Here is a 21,558-nt window from a genome sequence, read left to right as displayed (position 1 = left end):
GGCGGCCGCCTTGGAGGTCTTCACCGCGCCCCGCCCCGGCCAGCGCCGCGGCGGGGCACCCGCCGCGCGGGATCACCGCGCCGGGGCGGCCGCCTCGGCCGGCGCGCCGCGCGCGCGCGTCCACAGCACCCGGTAGACCGCGAAGATGGCGTCGAACGGGTCGTCGTCGCGCGGGCGGGCGGCCGGGGGGGCGCCGGCCACCGCGTCCTCGAGCCGCGCGGCGAGCGCGGCCGCGTCACCGGGCGGGAAGAGCAGGCAGCCGGCCGGCCGGTGGCCGACGGTGCTCGCGACCACCGCACGGCCGAGCGCGAGCGCCTCGCGCACGGTCACCGCGTCGCCGTCGGCGCGGGTGGGGCGGGCGAACACGTCCGCGGCCTCCAGCACCGCGAGCGCGGCGGGGTGGTCGAGCTCGCCGAGCCCGAGCACGGCGTCGCCGGTGAGCGCCTCGGTGCCCTCGCCGAACGCGACCAGCCCGGCGCGCGGGTGGCGCGCCCGCAGCGCGCGGAACGCGGGCAGGAGCAGGTCGGCGCCGTAGATCCGTCCGGGCGGGAGCGCCGCCGCGAGGAGCGGCACGTGCGAGGTCCGGAACGCGGCCAGGCCCGGCGGCGGCCGGCGCGGCTCGAGCAGGGCCGGGGAGTAGGGCGGCACGACCGCGATCCGCGCCCTCGGCACGCCGCTCGCGCCGAGCGCGGCGGCGATCTCGTCGTTCACCGCCAGGATCCGCCCGAAGCCGGCGCAGGCGGCCGCGGCGAGCGCGCGCCGCGCCGGACCGCCGCGCAGCCACGCGGGGGCCGAGCCGGAGTGCAGCGTGAGCACGCCGAGCGGCGCCGCGCCCCGGCGCGCGCGCGAGGCGGCCAGGGCCACCAGCCAGCTCTTCACATTGGCGCCGCTGGTGTGCACGTGCAGCAGCCGGCCCTCCGCCGCGGCCCCCCCGAGCGCGGCGGCGTACCGGAGCGCGCCGCGCGCCGGCCGGACGCCGTCGCCCGAGTGGTCGCCGCGGCCGATGTCGAGCACCCGCACGTCCACGCCGCGCGCGCGGGCGGCGCGGGCCAGCGCGGCCACGTGCACCGCCACGCCGCCGTACGGCCGCGGCCAGTTGCCGACGAGCGCCAGCCGCACTCAGCTCACCGCCCGCGCGTCCGCGTGCGCCTCCGCGCCCTCCGGCCGCGCCGTCCGGGCCGCGGGCTCGGCGGGTGGATCCGGCCGCTCCCCGGGGACGGGCCGCGCCAGGCCCAGCGTGGAGAACACGCCGCCCAGGTTGCACGTCGCCACCACGCCGCTCCAGCCGACGGCGCCGAGCGTGGTGTTCTCCCAGAGGACCTTGCGCTTCAGCCCGTACGCCGAGCCGCCGTGCCGGTTCTCCTCGTCCTCGATGGTCACGGCCGCCTCGAAGCCCGCCTCGGCCACCGCGCGCTGGACCGCCGGCGTGTAGTAGCCGTTGGGGTAGGCGAAGTGGCGCGGCGCCCGGCCCACGCGCTCGGCGAGCTGGTCGCGGCAGCCGGCCAGCTCGCGGCGCGCCTCGGCGAGCGGCAGGTTCGCGAGCACCGCGTGGTTGACCGTGTGGCCGCCCACGTCCACGCCCGCGGCGTCGAGCGCCCGCACCTCGTCCCAGGTCATGAGGCGCGTCGAGGCCGGGAGGTCCTGCTCGGCGGTGCCGAGCCGGCGCTCCAGCGCCGAGGCCAGCGCCACCAGCCGCTCGTGCGGGAGGCGCGCGATGAGCCGGTCGAGCGTGGCCGCCGGCCCGCGCTCGGCGCAGGCGGAGAGCAGCGCCTGGATCGCGGGCGGGAGGCCGGCGCGCTCGAACGGGATGCGCCGCCGCGCCAGCGCGGTGAGCGCCGCGTGGAGCCGGTCGTGCGGGAGGCGGCGGGCCGTGCCGACGTAGCCGGTCGGCACGAACACGGTCGCCGGGACGCGCAGGGCGCGCAGCACCGGCAGCGCGTGCTGCGCCACGTCGGCGTAGCCGTCGTCGAGGGTCACCGCGACGACGTCGGCGCGGTGGGCGCCCGCGGGCTCCGCCAGGATGCGGCGGGCGTCGGCGAGCGAGACGATCTCGTTCCGCCGCCCCACGTGCTCGAGCTGGCGGCGGAGCGTGTCGGTGGAGACGAGCAGCGAGGCGAGCGTCTGCCTGGCCTCGGCGTCGAAGTCGGGCGTCACGCGGTGGTACGAGAGGATGAGCACGCGGGAGCCGCCCGCCTGCCGCCGGCGCACCAGCCGGACCGCGTGGTGGATCCCCGCCGCGGTGAGCGCCCCCGCCACGGCCGCCTTCGCGGCCCGCTTCAGGATCCAGCGCGCGCTGAAGTCGGCCCGTTCCGGCATGCCCCCTCCTCCTCGGCGAGAAGGTGTGCACGCGCTCCGGCGGCGAGCGCCGGTCCCGGCGGGTGCGCTGCGTCCGGGGGCGCTGCCGCCCGGGGCGCGTACTCCCGCGCGAAGCCCCGTCAGAAGCTGCGGGACTGCCCGCCGTCCACCACCCAGCAGGCGCCGTTCACCCAGCTCGCGCGCGGCGAGGCCAGGAACGCGACCACCGCCGCGACCTCCTCGGGCGCGCCGAAGCGTCCGCCCGGGATCTCGCGCCGGACGAAGTCGGCGATGCCCTCCGGGTCCGCCTGCCGCCGCCGCTCCCAGCCGCCGCCCGGGAACGCGATCGACCCCGGCGCGACCGAGTTCACCCGGATGCCGTCGGCGGCGAGCTCGCGCCCGAGCGCCTTGGCCAGGCTCTGCTCGGCCGCCTTGGCGACGTTGTACGAGGGGCCGCCGCCGGCCTCTCGCCCCCAGATCGACGTGATCATCACGATCGACCCGCCGCCGCGGCGCCGCAGCTCCGGGATGGCCCGGAGGCTGGCGCGGAGGGCGGGGAACAGGTTGCGGTCGAGCACCGCGCGGAGGTCGGCCTCGCCGGCGTCCGCGATCGTGCGCGCGTCCGAGCCGCCCACGTTGTTGACGAGCACGTCCACGCCGCCCAGCGCCGAGGCGGCCTCGCCCACCAGCCGGTCCACGCCCTCGGCGGTGGCGAGGTCGGCGGCGACCGTCAGGTGCGGGCCGGGCCCGGCCTGGTCGAGCGCCGCGCGAACCTCGGCGAGCGCCTCGGCGCCGCGCGCGCCGACGGCCACCCGCGCGCCCTCCCGCGCCAGCGTCAGCGCGATGGCGCGGCCGATGCCGCGGCTGCCGCCGGTGACGATCGCGACCTTGCCGCCGAGCCCGAGGTCCATGCGCGAATCCTAGCGGCGGCGCCGGCGGCGCGCGGCCGCGCGCTCCACCAGGGCGAGCTTCTCGGTCCGGCGCAGCCGCTTCAGCGCCGCCTCGCGCCGCAGCGCCGCGCCGCGGTCGTCGGCGCGCTCGCGCCAGACCAGCTCCACCGGCAGGCGCGAGCGCGTGTAGCGCGCGCCGCGCCCGGCGGCGTGGCGGGCCACCCGCGCGGCGAGGTCGTTCGTGGCGCCGGCGTACAGCGAGCCGTCGCCGCAGCGCAGGAGGTACACCCACCAGCGCGCCGCCCCCGCGGCGGCGCCGCGCCCGGGCGCTGCCGCGGGCACTACCGGCCGCGCTGCGAGGCGCGCCGCGTCTGCTGGGCGACGAAGGGGTTGGACGGTCGGCCGACCGTCCGCGGCTGCGGGGCCCCGGGCGCGCCCTCCGGTCCGTGCGCGTGCTCGGGGTGCTGCTCGGGCGGCGCGGTCCGCTGGACCGGCTTCCCTTCCTTCTTCCGCTTCTTGCTGACCGGCATCTCGTTCTCACCTCTCGGCCCACGAGGAAGCCGCGGGCGACCAGAACCTAGCGCGAACCCGGGCGGACGCCCAGTGAGCCGCGCCAAGAGAAAGCCCCGGCCCTGGGGATGCCAGGACCGGGGCTCGGGAGCGCGCGATACAGGATTCGAACCTGTGGCCTTCGGCTCCGGAGGCCGACGCTCTATCCAGCTGAGCTAATCGCGCTCGAGGGGCGGTATCTAGTGCAGGCCTTCCCGAAAGGCAAGAAGGTTCGCGGGCCTTCGGCGCTCCGGCCGGTGGGGCGCGGCCGCCGCCGCGCGGGCTCGGTTCACCCGTAGCGAATCAGATGGGTCACCGGGACACCACCGGGGAGACCTCCTGCGCGCCCCGGCACATGCGCGCCAGCGCGCATCTAGGGGTTGAGGCATCCGGTCGCACATGCTAGGCACCCAAACGTGCCCCAGATAAACACGCTCGAGCAGCTGCTCAAGGCCACCGCCCTCGTCGCCGCGGCCATCGCGGTCCTCATCCTCGCCTGGTACCTGGTCCGTCGCCCGCCGCTCAACCGGACGACCAAGGTCCTGCTCCTCTTCGGGCTCGGCGTCATGCCGATCGGCGTGGCGCTCACCGGCAACATCGCCGGCTTCGAGTACACGCTGAAGCGCCCGTTCTGCGGCTCCTGCCACGTGATGCTGCCCTACACGGAGGACGCGGCGGACCCGGCGTCCACCAGCCTCGCCGCGATCCACAGCCGCAACCACGCGTTCGGCGAGGAGAGCTGCTACACGTGCCACGCCGACTACCAGATGTTCGGCGCGATGACGACCAAGCTGAACGGCCTGAAGCACCTGTACTTCTACGTCACGGAGTACGCGAACACCGGGCCGTACGGCGAGGGCGGGCCGAAGATCCACATGTACAAGTCGTTCCAGAACGGCATGTGCACCCGCTGCCACTCGACCACCGCGCCGAGGTGGCTCGCGAACGAGGAGCACTCGGGCATGATCGAGGAGATCCGCTCGGGCGACGCCAAGTGCGTGGACTGCCACGGCGGCGAGAAGGTCCACCCGCGCGCGTTCGCGCACGGCGGCAACGGCCGCGGTCCCGCGGCCTCCATCGGGAAGGGGGAGTAGCGATGATCTCCAAGTTCACGATCCGCCGGCTGGTGCTGGTCTCGGCGGTCCTGTCGCTCGTCTCGCTCGCCCTGATGATCGCGGGCATCGTGTTCCCGAACCCGTTCCTGCTCGTCGCGGCGATGAGCCTCGGCCAGCTCTTCGGCACCACCTCGCTCGCGCTGTACCTGCTCGCCATCGCGCTCGACCTGCAGGGCGTGGGCGAGCACGAGGAGCTGGGCGGCCGCCTCGGCGGCGGCCAGCCGTAGGGCAGGGCGGGGCGCGCGGCGCCCCCCGGAACGCCGAAGGCCCCGGCGCCCTACGCGGGCGGCCGGGGCCTTCTCACGTCCGGTCCGGGGACCGGAGGGCCGCTAGCCCGGGTTGATGCAGCTGCAGCTGGTCGTGCCGTCGCAGAGGTCGAACGAGCCGGCCTTCGCGCAGGTCCCGGTGCAGCAGGTCTGCGTCGGCGAGCACGCCGCGCCGATGTCGGCGCAGGTCTGCGGCGGCGTGCAGAAGCAGCCGGTGGCGCTGGTGCACGGCACCCCGTTGCTCAGGCAGGTGGTGTTCTCGCCGGGGCAGCAGGGGTTGGTCGGCGAGCAGGACGGCAGCGGCTGGCCGTGGACGTAGTGGCCGCAGGTGGCCGCCGGGACCTCGCAGGTGCAGGAGGTGTCGCCAGCGGCGCAGTCCGCCTGCCCGGTCGTGCCCTGCGTCTTGCACGCGAGGCCGGTGCAGCAGGCGGCGCCGCCCGCGGTGCAGCCCTGGCCCACGTCCACGCAGGTCTGGGCCGACTGGCAGGTGCCGCCGGTGCAGGACAGCCCCGAGCAGCAGGTGTCGCCGGCGCCGCACGCCTGGCCGAGATCGACGCAGGAGCTCTGGTCGGTGACGCAGGAGCCGTGCGTGGCGCCGGGCGGGACCGCGCAGGAGAGGCCCGAGCAGCAGTCCGCGGAGACGGTGCAGGCCTCGCTCTGCCGCTGGCACACCGGCTGGCAGGCGTGGGAGTCCGCGTCGCAGAAGCCGGAGCAGCACTGGCCGTCGGTGCTGCACGTGCTGCCCACCGCGCCGCAGGCGGCCGGCGCGCACTTGCCGGAGGTGCAGGTCCCGCTGCAGCAGTCGGCGTTGCTGGTGCAGGTCCCGGTGGTCGGGATGCACGAGCCGCCGCAGCGGAGCACGCCCTGCGCGTCCGGCACGCACGGCGCCAGGCCGCAGCACTGGTCGCGGAACTGGCAGACGTCGCCCTGCGGGATGCAGCAGTTCGGATCGCTGCCGTCGTAACCGGTGGGGCAGGTGGAGCCGGTCTCGCCGGGGGGCGCGCCGTAGCAGCGCATGATGTTGTTCGAGTCGGGCTTGCAGGCCGGCTTGCCGCTGCCGTTCCAGGTGCTCGGCATGCAGCAGTTCTGCGACGCGTTCACGTCGGTCGAGGCGCCGCAGATGTTGCCCGGCGGGTTGCACGAGCCGCCGTTGTCGCAGGTGTGCTCCGCGTCGCAGGAGATCCGCTGGGACGTGGGCACCTTGTCGTTGATGTTGCAGCAGGCGTCGGTGGAGTCGCAGAAGTCGCCCGTCATGCGGCAGCCGCCGGCGGGCTGGCAGACCTTGGCGCCGCTGCCCGGGTCCACGCACAGGCGCGAGCAGCAGTTGGACGGGCCGTCGCAGGGGTTGCCGCCCTGGACGCAGCCGCCCGGCGGATCGAAGCACCGGCCCGGCGTGCCGGCGCTGGTGTCGCAGAGGCCGGAGCAGCAGTCGGTCCCCTGGTAGCAGAGGTCGCCGTACGCGTTGCAGGTGTACGCCGGGACGCAGGCGCCACCCTGGCAGTTGGTGGAGCAGCAGTCGTACGGCTGCGAGCAGGCCTCGCCGAGCGTGCGGCAGGAGGCGCCGGTGCCGCCGCTCGGGACGGCGGTGCAGGTGCCGGACTGGTTCGTGCCGCAGGAGCCGGTGCCGGAGCAGCAGTCGGACGGCGTCGCGCAGCCCTCGCCGATCTGGTTGCACGCCTCGGCGCGACAGGCGCCGTCCACGCAGTTGAGCGTGCAGCAGTCGCTCGCGGCCGTGCAGGCCTCGCCGGCCGGCTTGCAGAACTCGCTCGTGGTGCAGACCGTCGCGCCGCCGCCGGGAGGCGAGGCGCAGGTCCCGGAGCAGCAGGCGGTGCCGCCCACGGTGCACGCCGTCCCGTCCGCCACGCAGGTGGTGGAGCCCTTGGTGCAGACGCCGCCCTCGCAGCGCCCCTCGCAGCAGGGCGCGCCGCCGGCGCTGCAGGCCTGCGCGTCGGCGACGCACGAGCTGACGGTGACGCAGGTGCCTGCGCCGGTCCCGCCGAGGCACGTGAGGCCGGTGCAGCAGTCGGCGGGCGTGCTGCAGGCGGCGTTCAGCTCGCTGCAGGCGGGCGGCGGCGGATCGACGGGCCCCGATCCGCCACCCCCTCCGCTGGAACACGCCGCGAGCGCGGCGAGCAGGGAGGCGGTGAACGCGAGCCGAAGGCGTGCGGGGCAGCTGTGCATGGTCGGTTGGCTCCTCGTGTCCCCGACGAGCGGGACAGCGAGCAGTTACCCCAGAACGCCTTGCGTCTACCAGGGGTTTGCTGTGCGCGGCGGTGCGCACTGTGCGTGCCCACGTACCGTCCGGCAGGGGGCCCGCATCCTTGACCCTCCATGCCCCGGGCTGGTACGTATGGCAGTGATTTTGCGGGGGTGCGTACGCACTCCCCAGGGGGGCGCGCTTCCATGGCAATCCGGGCGATCGCGGTCGAGGACGACGAGGCGGTGTCGAAGCTCATCGCCCAGGTCTTGACCGCGCACGGATTCGAGGTGTGCGGGACCGCGGCGACCGGCGAGGATGGGGTCGCGCTGGCCCGGCGCGAGCGGCCGGACGTGGCCCTCGTGGATCTCGGGCTGCCGAAGATGAGCGGTGAGGACGTCATCGCCACCATCCGGCAGGAGCTGCCCAAGACCGCGTGCATCGCGCTGACCGCGGTGGACATCCCCGCCCGCGTGCTGAACGCGATGCGGGCCGGGGCTTCGGGCTACATCCTGAAGCCGTTCCACGCCGCCGATCTCACCAAGGCGGTGGAGGACGTGCTCTCCGGCGAGGCCGCGCCCATCAGCCCGCGCGCGGCGAAGGTGCTGCTCCAGGAGTTCCGCGGCGACCCGCCGGACCAGCGCGCCAAGGACGGCCCGGCGCTCTCGAAGCGCGAGCTCGAGGTGCTGCAGCTGCTGGTGCACGGCCACACCTACGCGGACGTCGCGACGGCGCTCGGCATCGCCGAGGGCACCGTCCAGACGTACGTGAAGCGGATCTACGAGAAGATGGACGTCTCGACGAAGGCCGAGGCCGCGCTGCTCGCGGTCGCGCGCGGGCTCGTGAAGCCGTAGGCGCCGGCGCCGCCTCGCGGGGTCGCGAGGGGCCGCCTCGAGGCCCGGGTCCCTCCCGGGTTCGAGGAGGCTTACATCCCTGGGGAGTCCGGCGCGCGCGGGCAACGGCCCGGCGCGCCTTGACTTCGCGGGATCGACCCCTATAATGAGGCCCTTTTTCCGCCTCGGAAAGCCGTATAAATGCGCGTCAATATTGACGAAATCAAGGAGGCAGGCCTCCGTCGGAGCTGGGACGTCGCCCGCGAGCAGGTGGACGACATCCTCCAGGGCGACAAGGCCGGCTACCGCGCGCGCGGTCCGCTTCACGTCGAGGCGAAGCTGGAGAAGATCGACCGGCGCGTGCGGGTGGACGCGCACGGGAAGGCGGAGCTCTCGGTGCCGTGCGGCCGGTGCCTCCAGCCGGTGTCGCTGGACCAGCCCGTGGATTTCGAGTTGACGCTCGTCCCCTCGGACGAGTACGTGGACGAGCCCCGAGGCGAGAAGGACTCGAGCACCGGCCCGGCCGGCGGCAGCTTCGAGGCCGAGCGGGCGGACGAGGAGATCTACACGGGCAAGGTCGTGGACCTCGACCCGATCCTCCGCGAGCAGCTGCTCCTGGCGGTGCCGGGCTACCCGGTGTGCAAGGACGACTGCAAGGGACTCTGCCCCGTGTGCGGGGCCAACCTGAACGATCGCGAGTGCGGCTGCGATCGCCACGTTCCGGACCCGCGCTGGGCGGGCCTCAAGAACGTGAAGCTGTAGTGAGCGCGCCGCGGCTGCGGCGCGCAGAAGGAGCACGACGTGGGCGTTCCCAAGAAGCGGACGAGCAGCATGCGGCGCGATCGGCGCCGCGCCGCGAACTTCAAGCTGAAGCCGGTCAACGTGGTGAAGTGCCCGAAGTGCAAGGAGCCCGTGCTCCCGCACCGCGCCTGCCCGTCCTGCGGGACGTACAAGGGTGAGCAGATCACCGAGGCGTCATAGGCGCGATGGTCGGGAAGATCGCGCCCATCGCCGTCGATGCGATGGGGGGCGACCACGCCCCCGGCGCGATCGTACAAGGTGCCGTTAACGCAGCGCGTAAGGGGTTGCCGGTCGTCCTGGTCGGCCCCGAGGCGCGCGTGCGAGAGGAGCTCGCGCGCCACCGCGCCGGGAGCTCCCTGCCGCTCGAGGTGCACCCTGCGACGGAGGTGGTCGAGATGCACGACCACCCCGGCCAGGCGATGCGGCGGAAGAAGGACAACTCCATCCGCGTCTGCTTCGACCTGGTCGCGTCCGGCCGGGCGGCGGGGATGGTGTCCGCGGGCAACTCCGGCGCGGTGATGGCGGGCGCCATCCTGGTCCTCGGCCGTCCCGAGGGCGTCGAGCGGCCCGCGATCGTCTCGGTCCTCCCCGCGCTCAAGGGCTCGCCGCTCATGCTCGACATGGGCGCGGTGGTGGACTGCCGGCCGATCCACCTGGTGCAGTTCGCGCTCATGGGCGAGGTCTTCTCGCGCCGCGTGCACGGAGTGGCCCGGCCGCGCATCGCGATCCTCTCGAACGGGGAGGAGGACACGAAGGGCACCGACCTCACCCGCGCCGCCGCCGCGGCGCTGCGGCGCGCGCCGATCGACTTCGTGGGCTACTGCGAGGGGCGCGACCTGCTCACCGGCGAGGTGGACGTCATCGTGACCGACGGCTTCACCGGGAACGTGGCCCTGAAGACGATGGAGGGCACGGCCAAGGTGGTCGGCGAGTACCTCAAGCGCGCGCTGCGCAGCACCACCGTGTCGAAGATCGGCGGGCTGCTCTCCAAGGCGGCGCTGGAGGGGATGAAGAAGCGCATCGACTGGCGCGAGGTGGGCGGCGCGCCGCTGGTGGGCGTGAACGGGGTCGGGTTCATCTCGCACGGGCGCTCCGACGCGCTCGCGATCGAGAACGCGATCCGCCGCGCGGGCGACGCCGCGCGCACCCACTTCATCGACGAGATCGCGCGGGCCGTCGCGCCGTCGCACGCGCTGCTGGAGGTCCCCGCCAACGGCGCGGCCGCCCAGCAGGGCCCCACGCCGCGGCGCACCGCGCCGCCCCAAACCTAGGAGATCCATGCGCTCCCTCATCGCCGGCACCGGGTCCTACGCGCCCGAGAAGGTCGTCACCAACGCCGATCTCGAGAAGCTGGTCGACACGAACGACCAGTGGATCGTGGAGCGCACCGGCATCCGCGAGCGCCACGTCGTCGCCGACGACCAGGCCACCAGCGATCTCGCGCTCGAGGCCTCGCGGCGCGCGCTCGACGCGGCCGGCCTGGACGCGAAGGACGTCGAGATGATCGTGGTGGGCACGGTCACCCCGGACTACCCGTTCCCCAGCGTGGGCGCGGTGCTGCAGGGCAAGCTCGGCAACAAGAAGGCGTTCGCGTTCGACGTCTCGGCCGCCTGCGCCGGCTCGCTGTACGCGCTCTCCGTCGCGGATCGCTTCGTCGCGAGCGGCGCGGTGAAGAACGCGCTGGTGGTGGGCGCCGACGCGCTGACCCGGATCACCGACTGGACCGACCGCAACACCTGCATCCTGTTCGGCGACGGCGCCGGCGCGATGGTGCTGAAGCCGACCGACGACCCGCAGCGCGGCATCCGCGCCGTCCGCCTCCACGCCGACGGCTCGCTCGTGCCCATCCTGCTGCAGCCGGGTGGCGGCTCGCGCGACCCGATCTCCGAGAAGGTGGTCCGGGAGAAGTCGCACTACGTGAAGATGAACGGCCGCGAGGTGTTCAAGGTGGCCGTCCGCTCGCTCGAGGAGAGCTGCCGCGAGGTGCTCGCCGACGAGAAGCTCACCCCGGGCGACGTGACCTGGGTGATCGCGCACCAGGCGAACAAGCGCATCCTGGACGCGACGCTGCACCGCCTGGAGATCCCCGAGTCGAAGTGCTGGATGAACCTCGAGAAGTACGGCAACACCTCGGCGGCGAGCGTCCCGATGACGCTCGACGAGGCGAACCGGGCCGGCTGGCTGAAGCCGGGCGACACCGTCCTGATGATGGCGATCGGCGGCGGCATGGCCTGGGGCGCCAGCGTGGTGCGCTGGTAGCCGGGAGGGCGGACACATGGGCAAGCTGGCGTTCGTCTTCCCGGGGCAGGGCTCGCAGGCGGTCGGCATGGGCAAGGACCTGCACGACGCCTTCCCGGAGGCGCGGGAGATCTTCGAGGAGGTGGACGAGGCGCTGGGCGAGAAGCTCTCGGCCCTGTGCTTCGGCGGCCCCGAGGACCAGCTCAAGCTGACCGCGAACACCCAGCCCTCGATCCTGACCGTCTCGTCCGCCGCCGCGGCGGTGCTCGCGAACCAGGGGCTGGTCCCGGACTTCGTGGCCGGCCACTCGCTGGGCGAGTACTCGGCGCTGGTGGCGGTGGGCGCGTGCGGCGCCGCGGAGGCGGCGCGGGCGGTGCGCGCGCGCGGCACGTTCATGCAGGAGGCGGTGCCGGCGGGGCAGGGCGCCATGAGCGCGGTGCTCGGGCTCGACCCGGCGCGCGTCCGCGAGATCTGCGCCGCGGTGGCGTCCGAGACCGGGCAGGTGGTCTCGCCCGCGAACTACAACGAGCCGGCCCAGACGGTGATCGCCGGCGCGGCCGGCGCGGTGGAGCAGGCCGGCGCGAGGCTCAAGGAGGCCGGGGCGAAGCGGGTGCTGCCGCTGCCGGTGTCCGCCCCCTTCCACTCGGCGCTCATGGCGCCGGTGAAGGCGCGGCTCGAGCCGGTGCTGCGCGGGATCGCGTGGAAGGCGCCGCTCCGGCCGGTGGTGACGAACGTCGAGGCGAAGCCGAACCAGGACGCCGCGCGGGTGGTGCCGCTGCTGGTCGAGCAGGTGACCGCGCCGGTGCGCTGGATCGAGTGCGTCGAGGAGCTGGTCCGGCTGGGCGTGACCCGGGTGGTCGAGGTCGGCCCGGGCAAGGTGCTCTCCGGGCTGATCCGCCGCATCGACAGGTCGGTCGAGGCGTTCAACGTCGAGGACCGCGCGTCGCTGGAGAAGACGCTCGCCGCGCTGAAGGGCTAGGGGATCGACATGACGTTCGACTTCACCGGGAAGATCGCGCTCGTCACCGGCGCCTCGCGCGGCATCGGCCGCGCCGTGGCGGTGGCGCTGGCGCGCGGCGGGGCCAGCGTGGCCCTGAACTACGCGGGCAACGACGCGGCCGCGGCCGAGGCCCTCGCGCTGGTGCGCCAGGCGGGCGCGCCGCGCGCCGAGCTGTACCGGTTCGACGTGGCCGACCCGGCCGCCTGCACCGCCGCGGTGGAGCAGGTGGTGGCCACGTTCGGCGGGCTGCACGTGCTCGTGAACAACGCCGGCATCGCCATCGACCAGCTCGTCATGCGGCTCAAGGACGAGGACTGGAACCGGCAGCTCCAGGTGAACCTCACCGGCGCGTTCAACCTGATCCGCGCCGCCACCCGGCCCATGATGAGGCAGCGCGCCGGCGCCATCGTGAACCTCACCTCCGTGGTGGGCGAGATGGGCAACGCCGGCCAGGCCGCCTACGCCGCCACCAAGGCGGGGCTGGAGGGGCTCACGAAGTCGGTGGCCCGCGAGCTCGCGTCGCGCAACGTGCGCGTGAACGCGGTGGCGCCCGGCTTCATCGACACGGACATGACCGCGGCGCTCCCCGAGGCCGCGAAGACGAAGATGAAGGACATGATCCCGCTCGCGCGGCTCGGCAGCGCGGAGGACGTGGCGAACGCGGTGGCGTTCCTCGCGAGCGACCAGGCATCGTACGTGACCGGCGAGACCCTGCGGGTCAACGGCGGCATGTACATGTAGCTGCAGGCTCCCTGCGGCGGCACCAACCCCGAGCACAACGGAGGAAGCACCATGTCGGCAACGATCGAGCAGAAGGTGAAGAACATCATCGCGGACCAGCTGGGCGTGGGAGAGGACGAGATCAAGCCCGCCGCCAGCTTCATCGAGGACCTCGGCGCCGACTCGCTCGACATCGTCGAGCTGGTCATGGCCATGGAGGAGGAGTTCGAGGTCGAGATCCCCGACGAGGAGGCCGAGAACATCAAGACGGTGCAGGACGCGGTGAACTACATCACCACGCACAAGAAGTAGCCGCGGCTCCGGAGTCGGTACCGCGCGCGGGGGCGGGGCCGGGGGGCCTCGCCGCCGCCGCACGCGCTCTTTCCGAGGAGAGGTGAACCTGATGAGCAGGCGCCGTGTCGTCGTCACTGGACTGGGGCTGGTCTCGCCCGTGGGCATCGGGGTGGAGGAGTCCTGGAGCGCGCTCGTGGCCGGCAAGAGCGGCATCGGGCCCATCACCCTCTTCGACGCCTCGACCTACCCGACCCGCATCGCGGGCGAGGTGAAGGCCTTCGATCCGACCCGGTTCATGGACCGGAAGGAGGCCCGCCGGAACGACCGCTTCATCCAGTTCGCGCTGGCCGCCGCCGACATGGCCATGAAGGACTCGGGCCTCGACATGTCGAAGGAGGACCCGGTGCGCGTCGGCGCCATCGTCGGCGCGGGCATCGGCGGCCTCGGCACCATCGAGGACGAGCACAAGACGCTGCTGGAGAAGGGCGTCCGCAAGATCGGCCCGTTCTTCATCCCGTCGCTCATCATCAACCTGGCCCCGGGCCAGATCAGCATGAAGTACGGGATGCAGGGCCCGAACTTCTCGCCGGTGTCGGCCTGCGCCACCGGCAACCACTCCATCGGCGACGCGATGCTCTACATCGAGCGCGGCCTCGCCGACGTGATCATCGCGGGCGGCTGCGAGGCCACCATCACGCCGCTCGGAATCGGCGGCTTCTGCGCGGCCCGGGCGCTCTCGGAGCGCAACGACGCGCCGGAGCAGGCGAGCCGCCCGTTCGACAAGGGGCGCGACGGCTTCGTGGCCGGCGAGGGCGCCGGCCTGCTGGTGCTCGAGGAGTACGAGCACGCCCGCGCGCGCGGCGCGCGGATCTACGCGGAGCTGGCCGGCTACGGCGCCAGCGCCGACGCGTACCACATCACCGCGCCGGCCGAGGGCGGCGAGGGCGGCGCGCGCGCGGTCCGCATGGCGCTGCAGGACGCGGGCGTCGCGCCCGAGCAGGTCGGCTACGTGAACACGCACGGCACCTCGACGCCGGTCGGCGACGTGGCCGAGTGCCAGGGCATCAAGCGCGTCTTCGGGGAGCACGCGAAGAAGGGGCTGATGGTCTCCTCCACCAAGTCCATGACCGGCCACCTGCTGGGCGGCGCGGGCGGGCTCGAGGCGGTGGTGACGGTCCTCGCCATCTCCCGCGGCGTGCTGCCGCCGACCATCAACGTCGTGGAGCAGGATCCGGAGTGCGATCTCGACGTCATCCCGAACACGGCGCGCGAGGTGCGCGTGGACGTGGCGGTCTCGAACTCCTTCGGGTTCGGCGGGACGAACGCCGTGGTGCTGTTCAAGCGCGTGTAGCCGCGGCGCCGCCGCGGCGCGGGAGGCGGAGATGGCCGAACGGGTGATCGCAGGCTCCGACCACGCAGGGCTGCACCTGCGGGCCGAGGCGGTGAAGGTGGCGCGGGCGGCCGGGTTCGACGTCGAGGACCTGGGGCCGTTCACGGGCGAGAGCGTGGACTACCCCGACTACGCCCGGCAGGTGGCCGAGGCGGTGGCGGCCGGGCGCGCGCGCCTCGGCATCCTGGTGTGCGGCACGGGCATCGGCATGTCCATCTCCGCCAACAAGGTCCACGGCATCCGGGCGGCCCACTGCGTCACGGAGTTCGACGCGCGGATGGCCCGCGCGCACAACGACGCGAACGTGCTCTGCATGGGCGAGCGGGTGCTCGGGCTGGGCGTGGCCGCCGCGGTCGTGAAGGCGTTCCTGGAGACGCCGTTCGAGGGCGGGCGGCACCAGCGGCGCGTGGACAAGATCGGCGCGCTGGAGCGCTGAACCGCCCCGTTGCCTGACCCGGCGGGGCGCGATAGAACCGCCCTCCCGCCACGCTCCCGAGGAGAGACCGAAGATGATGCCCACCCAGCGCCTCGCCGAGGCCGATCCGCAGATCGCGAAGCTCATCCGCGAGGAGACGCGGCGCCAGGCGGAGGGGCTCGAGCTCATCGCCAGCGAGAACTTCGTCTCGCCGGCGGTGCTCGAGGCCCTCGGCTCGACCCTCACCAACAAGTACGCCGAGGGCTACCCGGGCAAGCGCTACTACGGCGGCTGCGAGGTGGTGGACCAGGTCGAGCAGCTCGCCATCGACCGGGCCAAGCAGCTGTTCGGCGCCGACCACGCGAACGTGCAGCCGCACGCCGGCTCGCAGGCCAACATGGCCGCGTACTTCGCGCTGGCGAAGCCGGGCGACACGGTGCTCGCCATGAGCCTGAACTTCGGCGGGCACCTCACCCACGGCTCGCCGGTGAACTTCTCCGGCAAGCTCTTCAAGATCGTCCCGTACGGCCTGCGCCAGTCCGACGAGACCATCGACATGGACGAGGTGGCGCGCCTCGCCCGCGAGCACAGGCCGCGCATCCTGATGGTCGGCGCGAGCGCGTACTCGCGCACGCTGCACTTCGACCGCTTCGCCGAGATCGCGAACGAGGTCGGGGCGGCCATGGTGGTGGACATGGCGCACATCGCCGGCCTGGTCGCGGCCGGGCTGCACCCGTCGCCGGTGCCGCACTCGGAGATCGTCACCACCACCACGCACAAGACGCTGCGCGGGCCGCGCGGGGGCATGATCCTCTGCCGCGAGGCGCACGCGAAGACGCTGAACTCGCAGATCTTCCCCGGCATCCAGGGCGGCCCGCTCGAGCACGTCATCGCCGCGAAGGCGGTCGCGTTCGGCGAGGCGCTCCGCCCCGAGTTCAAGGAGTACCAGCGGCGCATCGTGGAGAACGCCCAGGTGCTGGCCGAGGGGCTGAAGTCTGCCGGGCTGCGGCTCGTGTCGGGCGGCACCGACAACCACCTGATGCTGGTGGACCTGCGCCCGAAGAAGCTCACCGGCAAGGTGGCCGAGGAGGCGCTCGGCAAGGCCGGCATCACCGTGAACAAGAACATGATCCCGTGGGATCCGGAGAAGCCCATGACGACCTCCGGGATCCGGGTCGGCACGCCGGCGCTCTCCACCCGCGGCATGGGCCCGCGGGAGATGACGCTGGTGGCCGCGCTCATCGGGCGCGTGCTCGACGCGCCGGCCGACGAGCAGGTGCTGGCGCGGGTGCGCGGCGAGGTGAAGGACCTCTGCGCGCACTTCCCGATGTACGCGGATCGCGTCTGACGGCCGCGCCGCGGGGCGGGGCCGGCCGGGGCCCCGCGCCGGACGGCGGACCGGGGTGAGTGGATCATGCGCTGTCCCTACTGCGGACACCTCGAGGACCGGGTGGTGGACTCGCGCGAGACGCAGGACGGCCAGGCCACGCGCCGGCGCCGCGCGTGCCTGTCCTGCGAGCGCCGGTTCACGACCTACGAGCGCATCGAGGACGTGCTCCCGCAGGTGGTGAAGAAGGACGGCCGCCGCGAGGCGTTCGACCGCGCCAAGATCGTCGAGGGCGTCGCCACCGCCTGCCAGAAGCGGCCGGTCTCCGCCGAGCAGGTGGAGGCGCTCGTCTCCGCGGTGGAGCGGCAGGTGCAGGAGCTGGGAGAGCGGGAGATCCGCACCGCCGTCATCGGCGAGGCGGTGATGCAGCGGCTCCGCACGCTCGACGAGGTGGCCTACGTGCGCTTCGCCTCGGTGTACCGGGCCTTCCGCGACGTGGGCGAGTTCATGACCGAGCTGGCGGGCCTGGCGCGCAAGGACGGGGGGGAGGAGCGGTGACCGCGCGCGCGGCGCCGTCCGGGCGGCGGGCGAGCGCCCGCGCGCCCGCGCCCGTCGCCGTCGCGGAGGCGGAGCGCTTCATGCGCCTGGCGCTGCGCGAGGCGGCGCGCGGGCTGGGGCGCACCAGCCCGAACCCGGCGGTGGGCGCGGTGGTCGTCCGCGACGGGCGGGTGGTCGGGCGCGGGCACCACGCGCGCGCCGGCGGGCCGCACGCCGAGGTGGTGGCGCTCCGCGCCGCCGGGGCGCTCGCGCGCGGCGCGGACGTGTACACCACGCTCGAGCCCTGCGATCACTTCGGCAAGACGCCGCCCTGCTCGGTGGCGCTGCTCGAGGCCGGCGTGCGCCGCGTGTTCGTGGGCTCGAGCGACCCGAACCCCCTCGTGAACGGGCGCGGGATGGCCCGGCTGCGCCGGAGCGGCGTGGCGGTGGTGAAGGGCGTGCTGCGCGACGACTGCGACCGCCTCAACGCGCCCTGGTTCACGTTCATCACCGAGCGCCGGCCGTTCGTGACCCTGAAGGCGGCGGTGACGCTCGACGGCCGCATCGCCACCCGCACCGGCGACGCGCGCTGGGTGAGCGGGGAGGCGGCGCGCGCCTGGGTGCACCGGCTCCGCGACCGGGTGGACGCGGTGCTGGTGGGCGCCGGGACCGCCCGCGCCGACGACCCCCGGCTCACCACGCGCCTGCCGCGCGGCGGCCGCGACCCGATCCGCGTGGTGCTGGACAGCGACCTCTCCCTGCCGCGGACGCTGGCCCTCTTCCGCGGCGGCTCCCCGGCGCCCACGCTCGTGGCGCACGCGGCGCCCGCGCCGGCGCGGCCGTACGGGCCGGGCGTGGAGCTGCTGCGCTGCCGGCGCGGGAAGGGCGGGGTGGACCTCCGCGACCTGCTCGCGAAGCTCGCCGCCCGCGGCGTCGCGCACCTGCTGGTGGAGGGCGGCGCCCACGTCCACGCGCGCTTCCTCGAGGCGGGGCTGGTGGACCGGGTGGCCGTCTTCGTCGCCCCCAAGATCGCCGGCGGCGACGGCGTGCCGCTCGTGGCGGGCCGCGGGCCGGCGCGCATGGCCGACGCGCTGCGGCTGGACCAGGTGGCGTTCGAGCGGGTGGGCGACGACGTGCTCGTCACCGGCGTCCCGGTGCGCCGCACCGCGTTGGCCAAAAACCCCCAACGAGGCTAGGATTCGCGCGAAATGTTCACCGGACTCGTCGCCGACGTCGGCGTGGTGGAGCGGATCGTCCCCTGGCAGGGAGGCGCTCGCCTGACGCTCCGCCCTGCGCGGCTGCCGGTGGACGAGCTGGTGCTCGGCGAGAGCATCGCCTGCTCCGGCGCCTGCCTGACCGTGGTCGAGCGCGGGGGCGGCCTGGTGTCGTTCGACGCGGTCCCCGAGACCCTCTCGCGCACCACCGTCGGCAGCTGGCGGCCGGGCACGAAGGTCAACCTCGAGCGCGCGCTCGCGGTGGGCGAGCGGCTCGGGGGGCACCTGGTGCAGGGCCACGTGGACGCGGTGGGCGAGGTGCTGCGCCGCGTGCCGGAGGGGCAGGGCGCGCGGCTCGCGATCTCGCTGCCGGCGTCCATCGCGCCGCTCGTGGCGGAGAAGGGCTCCATCGCGGTGGACGGGGTGTCGCTCACCGTGGCGACCGCCGCCCGCGACCGCTTCGAGCTCGCGCTGATCCCCGAGACGCTGGTTCGCACCACGCTGGGCCAGGCCGCCGCGGGCACGAAGGTGAACCTCGAGGCCGACGTGCTGGCGCGCCACGTGGCGCGCCTGCGGGCGTTCGAGGGGCTCGGGGCGGGCGATCTCGCCCGCTGGGGATACGCAGCAGAGGAGAAGCCGTGACGGAGCACGCGCAGCACGCCGTGGACCGGGTGGAGAAGGCCATCGCCTACCTCCGCGCCGGCAAGATGGTGATCCTGACGGACGACGAGGACCGCGAGAACGAGGGCGACCTGTGCCTCGCCGCGGAGAAGGTCACGCCGGCGGCGGTGAACTTCATGGCCCGCTACGGGCGCGGCCTGGTGTGCCTGTCGCTCACCGAGGAGAAGGTGCGGCAGCTGCGCCTCCCGCTCATGGTGGACGAGACGGCGAACACCTCCGGCTTCGGCACCGCGTTCACCGTGTCGATCGAGGCGCGCCAGGGCGTCAGCACCGGCATCAGCGCGAAGGACCGCGCCCACACCATCCTCACCGCGGTCGCCGACGGCTGCCGCCCCGAGGACCTGGCGCGGCCGGGCCACGTGTTCCCGCTCCGCGCGCGGAAGGGCGGCGTGCTGGTGCGCGCCGGCCAGACCGAGGGGTCGGTGGACCTCGCCCGCCTCGCCGGCCTGAAGCCGGCCGGCGTGATCTGCGAGGTGATGAACGACGACGGCACCATGGCGCGCATGCCCGAGCTGGAGAAGCTCTCCCGGGCGCACGACCTGCCCATCGTCTCGGTCGCCGATCTCATCTCGTACCGGATGATGAAGGACACGCTGGTGCGGCGCGCCGCGGAGGCGCCGCTGCCCACCGAGCACGGCGAGTACCGCGCGGTCGCGTACGAGAACGACGTGGACCGGCACCAGCACGTGGCGCTGGTGAAGGGCAAGTGGCGGTCGAACGAGGCGGTGCTGGTCCGGGTCCACTCGAAGTGCCTCACCGGCGACGTCTTCGGCAGCGAGCGGTGCGACTGCGGCCCGCAGCTCCACGCCGCGCTGGACCAGATCGACCGCGCCGGCAAGGGCGTCCTGCTCTACCTCGACCAGGAGGGCAGGGGCATCGGCCTGGCGAACAAGCTGAAGGCGTACAACCTGCAGGACGAGGGCTACGACACCGCCGAGGCGAACGTGCGCCTCGGCTTCAAGCCGGACCTGAGGGACTACGGCATCGGCGCCCAGATCCTCCGCGACCTGGGCGTGCGCAAGATGCGGCTCCTCACCAACAACCCGAAGAAGATCATCGGGCTCGAGGGCTACGGCCTCGAGGTGGTGGAGCGGGTGCCGATCGAGATGCCGGCGACGCGCCGGAACCGCGCGTACCTCATCACCAAGCGGGACAAGATGGGCCACCTGCTCACGCTGGCGCCGGTCGCGGCGGCGGTGGCGCGCGCGCCGGCGGCCCCGGCGCGGGCCGCCAAGCGGCGGCGCCCGGCCCCGTCCAGGAAGGGAAAGGGAAGGCGATGAACGTCTACGAAGGCTCGCTGGTCGGCACCGGCCTCAAGGCCGCGCTGGTGGTGGCGCGCTTCAACTCGCTCGTCACCGAGCAGCTCCTGGTGGGCGCGGCCGACGCGCTCCGGCGGCACGGCGTCGCCGACGGCGACGTGGACGTGTTCCGGTGCCCGGGCACGTTCGAGCTGCCCGCGGTGCTCCGCCGGGTGGTGGCCACCGGCCGCTACGACGCGGTGGTCGCGCTCGGCGCGGTGATCCGGGGCGGCACGCCGCACTTCGAGTACGTGTCGGCCGAGGTGACGAAGGGCGTGGCCCACGTCGCCATGGAGGCGGGCTGCGCGGTCGCGATGGGCGTGCTCACCTGCGACAGCATGGAGCAGGCCCTGGAGCGCGCCGGCGTCAAGGCGGGCAACAAGGGCGCCGAGGCCGCGGCCGCGGCGGTGGAGCAGGCCAACGTGCTGCGCGCGATCGCGCGCGCCCCTGCGCGGAAGGCGGAGTGACGGTGACGTCGCGGCGGACCAGGGCCCGCGAGCGCGCGCTCCAGGCGCTCTACCAGATCGACGTGGCGGCCGAGGGCATCGACGACGCGCTCTCCCGCTTCTGGAAGAGCTTCGAGCCGGTCGAGCGCGAGGTGATGGACCTGGCCGAGGGGCTGGTGCGCGGCGTGGCCCAGCACCGGCGCGCGGTGGACGAGGCCATCGAGGCGGTCTCCACCAACTGGCGGCTCGACCGCATGGCCAAGGTGGACCGGAACGTGCTGCGGCTGGCGGTGTTCGAGCTGCTGCGCACCGACGTGCCGGTTAAGGTGGTCATCAACGAGGCCATCGAGCTGGGGAAGAAGTACGGGTCGGAGAGCTCGGGCGCGTTCGTGAACGGCGTCCTCGACAAGGTGGCGAGCGGCCTGCCGCCGGCGCGCCGCGGCGAGCGGTGAGGGGCGAGGCGTGACGCTCAAGATCGAGGTGGCGGAGCTGGGGCTGCAGGCCATCGACGCGCTCGACGTGGACGCGCTGTGCGTCTTCGTCGGGCCGGAGCGGCCGCTGCAGGGCCTGGCCGGCTTCGTGGACTGGCGGATGTGCGGCGCGGTCTCGCGCGTGATCCGCGGCGGGCTGTTCGAGGCGGCGCCGGAGGAGGCGCTGCTCGTCCCGTCCGGCGGCCGCATCCGCCCGGCGCGCGTGTTCTGCTTCGGCCTGCCCGCGGTGCCGCTCGCGCCCGACGCGTTCCTGGGCGCCGCCCGCCGCGCCTGCACCGCCATGGCCCGCGCCGGGAGCGAGGCGTTCGCCTCGTCCTTCCCGCCGTTCGCCGGCGAGGCGGGGCTGGCGGCGCGCCTCTGGCTCGAGGCCAGCACGCTCCGGCCGGTGCGCCGGCAGGTGCTGCTGGGCGACCCGCGCGCGCTGCAGCGCGACCTGACCGCCGCCCGCAACGCCATGGGGCTGGACGTGGAGGTGGTGGCGCCCCCGTCGCGCGTGGAGATGCCGTCCCGGGGCCGCGCCTTGCCGCACGTCGGCGGCGTGGTACGCTGACCCGGCCGCGG

Annotated in this window: 26 protein-coding genes and 1 tRNA gene; 20 read left to right on the top strand and 7 right to left on the bottom strand. The window is 74.2% G+C overall.

What is annotated here, in order from left to right; translation table 11 throughout:
* Positions 1-72: 72 nt before the first annotated feature.
* The 6 genes from ADEH_RS14320 to ADEH_RS14295 all read right to left on the bottom strand — a co-directional run bounded on the left by ADEH_RS14320 (position 73) and on the right by ADEH_RS14295 (position 3,920).
* On the bottom strand, positions 73-1,119 hold the full coding sequence (locus ADEH_RS14320) for a glycosyltransferase (RefSeq protein WP_011421814.1): 1,047 nt from the start codon (positions 1,117-1,119) through the stop codon (positions 73-75).
* Positions 1,120-2,316 carry a polysaccharide deacetylase family protein gene (locus tag ADEH_RS14315; RefSeq protein ID WP_011421813.1) on the bottom strand — a complete coding sequence of 399 codons (1,197 nt, stop codon included), beginning with the start codon at positions 2,314-2,316 and terminating at the stop codon, positions 1,120-1,122.
* 119 nt (positions 2,317-2,435) lie between these two features.
* On the bottom strand, positions 2,436-3,206 hold the full coding sequence (locus tag ADEH_RS14310) for an SDR family NAD(P)-dependent oxidoreductase (protein WP_011421812.1): 771 nt from the start codon (positions 3,204-3,206) through the stop codon (positions 2,436-2,438).
* 9 nt (positions 3,207-3,215) lie between these two features.
* Positions 3,216-3,527 (bottom strand): GIY-YIG nuclease family protein, encoded by a 312-nt coding sequence (locus ADEH_RS14305; RefSeq protein WP_011421811.1) that lies wholly within the window; start codon positions 3,525-3,527, stop codon positions 3,216-3,218.
* Positions 3,527-3,715 (bottom strand): hypothetical protein, encoded by a 189-nt coding sequence (locus ADEH_RS14300; RefSeq protein ID WP_041453553.1) that lies wholly within the window; start codon positions 3,713-3,715, stop codon positions 3,527-3,529. Before ADEH_RS14300 ends, ADEH_RS14305 begins: the two co-directional genes overlap by 1 nt.
* Before the next feature lie 131 nt (positions 3,716-3,846).
* A tRNA-Arg gene (locus ADEH_RS14295) sits at positions 3,847-3,920 on the bottom strand.
* 230 nt (positions 3,921-4,150) lie between these two features.
* Here ADEH_RS14295 and ADEH_RS14290 point away from each other — a divergent pair.
* Both ADEH_RS14290 and ADEH_RS14285 read left to right on the top strand, forming a co-directional pair.
* Positions 4,151-4,828 carry a NapC/NirT family cytochrome c gene (locus ADEH_RS14290; RefSeq protein ID WP_041453552.1) on the top strand — a complete coding sequence of 226 codons (678 nt, stop codon included), beginning with the start codon at positions 4,151-4,153 and terminating at the stop codon, positions 4,826-4,828.
* A 2-nt stretch (positions 4,829-4,830) separates the two neighbouring features.
* Entirely contained in the window at positions 4,831-5,076 is a 246-nt protein-coding gene (locus ADEH_RS14285) for a hypothetical protein (protein WP_011421808.1), read from the top strand.
* A 102-nt stretch (positions 5,077-5,178) separates the two neighbouring features.
* Here the strand turns inward: ADEH_RS14285 and ADEH_RS14280 are convergent, their stop codons facing one another.
* Positions 5,179-7,296 carry a hypothetical protein gene (locus ADEH_RS14280; RefSeq protein ID WP_011421807.1) on the bottom strand — a complete coding sequence of 706 codons (2,118 nt, stop codon included), beginning with the start codon at positions 7,294-7,296 and terminating at the stop codon, positions 5,179-5,181.
* Positions 7,297-7,518: 222 nt separating this feature from the next.
* On the opposite strand from ADEH_RS14280, the gene ADEH_RS14275 reads away from it, so the two are divergent.
* From ADEH_RS14275 to ADEH_RS14190, 18 genes are all read left to right on the top strand, one after another.
* Entirely contained in the window at positions 7,519-8,166 is a 648-nt protein-coding gene (locus ADEH_RS14275) for a response regulator (protein ID WP_011421806.1), read from the top strand.
* A 180-nt stretch (positions 8,167-8,346) separates the two neighbouring features.
* Positions 8,347-8,907 carry a YceD family protein gene (locus ADEH_RS14270; RefSeq protein ID WP_011421805.1) on the top strand — a complete coding sequence of 187 codons (561 nt, stop codon included), beginning with the start codon at positions 8,347-8,349 and terminating at the stop codon, positions 8,905-8,907.
* 39 nt (positions 8,908-8,946) lie between these two features.
* On the top strand, positions 8,947-9,126 hold the full coding sequence (gene rpmF, locus ADEH_RS14265) for a 50S ribosomal protein L32 (RefSeq protein WP_011421804.1): 180 nt from the start codon (positions 8,947-8,949) through the stop codon (positions 9,124-9,126).
* A 5-nt stretch (positions 9,127-9,131) separates the two neighbouring features.
* Positions 9,132-10,217, top strand: a complete 1,086-nt coding sequence (plsX, locus tag ADEH_RS14260; RefSeq protein ID WP_011421803.1) for a phosphate acyltransferase PlsX — start codon at positions 9,132-9,134, stop codon at positions 10,215-10,217.
* A 7-nt stretch (positions 10,218-10,224) separates the two neighbouring features.
* Positions 10,225-11,205, top strand: a complete 981-nt coding sequence (locus ADEH_RS14255) for a beta-ketoacyl-ACP synthase III (protein ID WP_011421802.1) — start codon at positions 10,225-10,227, stop codon at positions 11,203-11,205.
* Between the two features lie 16 nt (positions 11,206-11,221).
* On the top strand, positions 11,222-12,163 hold the full coding sequence (fabD, locus tag ADEH_RS14250) for an ACP S-malonyltransferase (RefSeq protein ID WP_011421801.1): 942 nt from the start codon (positions 11,222-11,224) through the stop codon (positions 12,161-12,163).
* 9 nt (positions 12,164-12,172) lie between these two features.
* Positions 12,173-12,925, top strand: a complete 753-nt coding sequence (gene fabG, locus ADEH_RS14245; RefSeq protein WP_011421800.1) for a 3-oxoacyl-[acyl-carrier-protein] reductase — start codon at positions 12,173-12,175, stop codon at positions 12,923-12,925.
* Positions 12,926-12,976: 51 nt separating this feature from the next.
* Entirely contained in the window at positions 12,977-13,216 is a 240-nt protein-coding gene (gene acpP, locus ADEH_RS14240; RefSeq protein WP_011421799.1) for an acyl carrier protein, read from the top strand.
* A gap of 91 nt (positions 13,217-13,307) precedes the next feature.
* On the top strand, positions 13,308-14,549 hold the full coding sequence (gene fabF, locus ADEH_RS14235) for a beta-ketoacyl-ACP synthase II (RefSeq protein WP_011421798.1): 1,242 nt from the start codon (positions 13,308-13,310) through the stop codon (positions 14,547-14,549).
* Positions 14,550-14,580: 31 nt separating this feature from the next.
* A complete protein-coding gene (gene rpiB / locus ADEH_RS14230) occupies positions 14,581-15,024 on the top strand; it encodes a ribose 5-phosphate isomerase B (protein ID WP_011421797.1) in 444 nt (147 codons plus the stop codon).
* Between the two features lie 73 nt (positions 15,025-15,097).
* Complete coding sequence (glyA, locus tag ADEH_RS14225; protein WP_011421796.1) at positions 15,098-16,351, top strand: serine hydroxymethyltransferase; 1,254 nt, start codon at positions 15,098-15,100, stop codon at positions 16,349-16,351.
* Between the two features lie 66 nt (positions 16,352-16,417).
* Complete coding sequence (gene nrdR / locus ADEH_RS14220; protein WP_011421795.1) at positions 16,418-16,888, top strand: transcriptional regulator NrdR; 471 nt, start codon at positions 16,418-16,420, stop codon at positions 16,886-16,888.
* Positions 16,885-18,063 (top strand): bifunctional diaminohydroxyphosphoribosylaminopyrimidine deaminase/5-amino-6-(5-phosphoribosylamino)uracil reductase RibD, encoded by a 1,179-nt coding sequence (gene ribD, locus ADEH_RS14215; protein ID WP_011421794.1) that lies wholly within the window; start codon positions 16,885-16,887, stop codon positions 18,061-18,063. Before nrdR ends, ribD begins: the two co-directional genes overlap by 4 nt.
* A gap of 12 nt (positions 18,064-18,075) precedes the next feature.
* On the top strand, positions 18,076-18,723 hold the full coding sequence (locus ADEH_RS14210) for a riboflavin synthase (protein WP_011421793.1): 648 nt from the start codon (positions 18,076-18,078) through the stop codon (positions 18,721-18,723).
* Positions 18,720-20,042: a bifunctional 3,4-dihydroxy-2-butanone-4-phosphate synthase/GTP cyclohydrolase II gene (locus tag ADEH_RS14205; protein WP_011421792.1), complete on the top strand. Its 1,323-nt coding sequence runs from the start codon at positions 18,720-18,722 to the stop codon at positions 20,040-20,042. The genes ADEH_RS14210 and ADEH_RS14205 overlap by 4 nt, the downstream gene beginning before the upstream one ends.
* The gene (gene ribE / locus ADEH_RS14200) at positions 20,039-20,527 is read left to right on the top strand and encodes a 6,7-dimethyl-8-ribityllumazine synthase (protein WP_011421791.1); all 489 of its coding nucleotides are present in this window, start codon (positions 20,039-20,041) and stop codon (positions 20,525-20,527) included. Before ADEH_RS14205 ends, ribE begins: the two co-directional genes overlap by 4 nt.
* Positions 20,528-20,529: 2 nt before the next feature.
* Positions 20,530-20,958 (top strand): transcription antitermination factor NusB, encoded by a 429-nt coding sequence (gene nusB / locus ADEH_RS14195; protein ID WP_011421790.1) that lies wholly within the window; start codon positions 20,530-20,532, stop codon positions 20,956-20,958.
* Between the two features lie 10 nt (positions 20,959-20,968).
* Positions 20,969-21,547, top strand: a complete 579-nt coding sequence (locus ADEH_RS14190; RefSeq protein ID WP_011421789.1) for a peptidase M17 — start codon at positions 20,969-20,971, stop codon at positions 21,545-21,547.
* Positions 21,548-21,558: the final 11 nt, after the last annotated feature.

Source organism: Anaeromyxobacter dehalogenans 2CP-C (assembly GCF_000013385.1).
Lineage (GTDB): Bacteria > Myxococcota > Myxococcia > Myxococcales > Anaeromyxobacteraceae > Anaeromyxobacter > Anaeromyxobacter dehalogenans_B.
This window is presented reverse-complemented; position numbering and strand designations above follow the sequence as displayed.

What these genes read in the sequence shown, in the direction of transcription:
- ADEH_RS14315 (WP_011421813.1), bottom strand. Translation starts at nt 2,316, where the DNA reads ATGCCGGAACGGGCCGACTTCAGCGCGCGCTGGATCCTGAAGCGGGCC.
- ADEH_RS14310 (WP_011421812.1), bottom strand. Translation starts at nt 3,206, where the DNA reads ATGGACCTCGGGCTCGGCGGCAAGGTCGCGATCGTCACCGGCGGCAGC.
- ADEH_RS14300 (WP_041453553.1), bottom strand. Translation starts at nt 3,715, where the DNA reads ATGCCGGTCAGCAAGAAGCGGAAGAAGGAAGGGAAGCCGGTCCAGCGG.
- ADEH_RS14285 (WP_011421808.1), top strand. Translation starts at nt 4,831, where the DNA reads ATGATCTCCAAGTTCACGATCCGCCGGCTGGTGCTGGTCTCGGCGGTC.
- ADEH_RS14280 (WP_011421807.1), bottom strand. Translation starts at nt 7,296, where the DNA reads ATGCACAGCTGCCCCGCACGCCTTCGGCTCGCGTTCACCGCCTCCCTG.
- ADEH_RS14275 (WP_011421806.1), top strand. Translation starts at nt 7,519, where the DNA reads ATGGCAATCCGGGCGATCGCGGTCGAGGACGACGAGGCGGTGTCGAAG.
- ADEH_RS14270 (WP_011421805.1), top strand. Translation starts at nt 8,347, where the DNA reads ATGCGCGTCAATATTGACGAAATCAAGGAGGCAGGCCTCCGTCGGAGC.
- plsX (WP_011421803.1), top strand. Translation starts at nt 9,132, where the DNA reads ATGGTCGGGAAGATCGCGCCCATCGCCGTCGATGCGATGGGGGGCGAC.
- ADEH_RS14255 (WP_011421802.1), top strand. Translation starts at nt 10,225, where the DNA reads ATGCGCTCCCTCATCGCCGGCACCGGGTCCTACGCGCCCGAGAAGGTC.
- fabD (WP_011421801.1), top strand. Translation starts at nt 11,222, where the DNA reads ATGGGCAAGCTGGCGTTCGTCTTCCCGGGGCAGGGCTCGCAGGCGGTC.
- fabG (WP_011421800.1), top strand. Translation starts at nt 12,173, where the DNA reads ATGACGTTCGACTTCACCGGGAAGATCGCGCTCGTCACCGGCGCCTCG.
- acpP (WP_011421799.1), top strand. Translation starts at nt 12,977, where the DNA reads ATGTCGGCAACGATCGAGCAGAAGGTGAAGAACATCATCGCGGACCAG.
- fabF (WP_011421798.1), top strand. Translation starts at nt 13,308, where the DNA reads ATGAGCAGGCGCCGTGTCGTCGTCACTGGACTGGGGCTGGTCTCGCCC.
- rpiB (WP_011421797.1), top strand. Translation starts at nt 14,581, where the DNA reads ATGGCCGAACGGGTGATCGCAGGCTCCGACCACGCAGGGCTGCACCTG.
- glyA (WP_011421796.1), top strand. Translation starts at nt 15,098, where the DNA reads ATGATGCCCACCCAGCGCCTCGCCGAGGCCGATCCGCAGATCGCGAAG.
- nrdR (WP_011421795.1), top strand. Translation starts at nt 16,418, where the DNA reads ATGCGCTGTCCCTACTGCGGACACCTCGAGGACCGGGTGGTGGACTCG.
- ADEH_RS14210 (WP_011421793.1), top strand. Translation starts at nt 18,076, where the DNA reads ATGTTCACCGGACTCGTCGCCGACGTCGGCGTGGTGGAGCGGATCGTC.
- ribE (WP_011421791.1), top strand. Translation starts at nt 20,039, where the DNA reads ATGAACGTCTACGAAGGCTCGCTGGTCGGCACCGGCCTCAAGGCCGCG.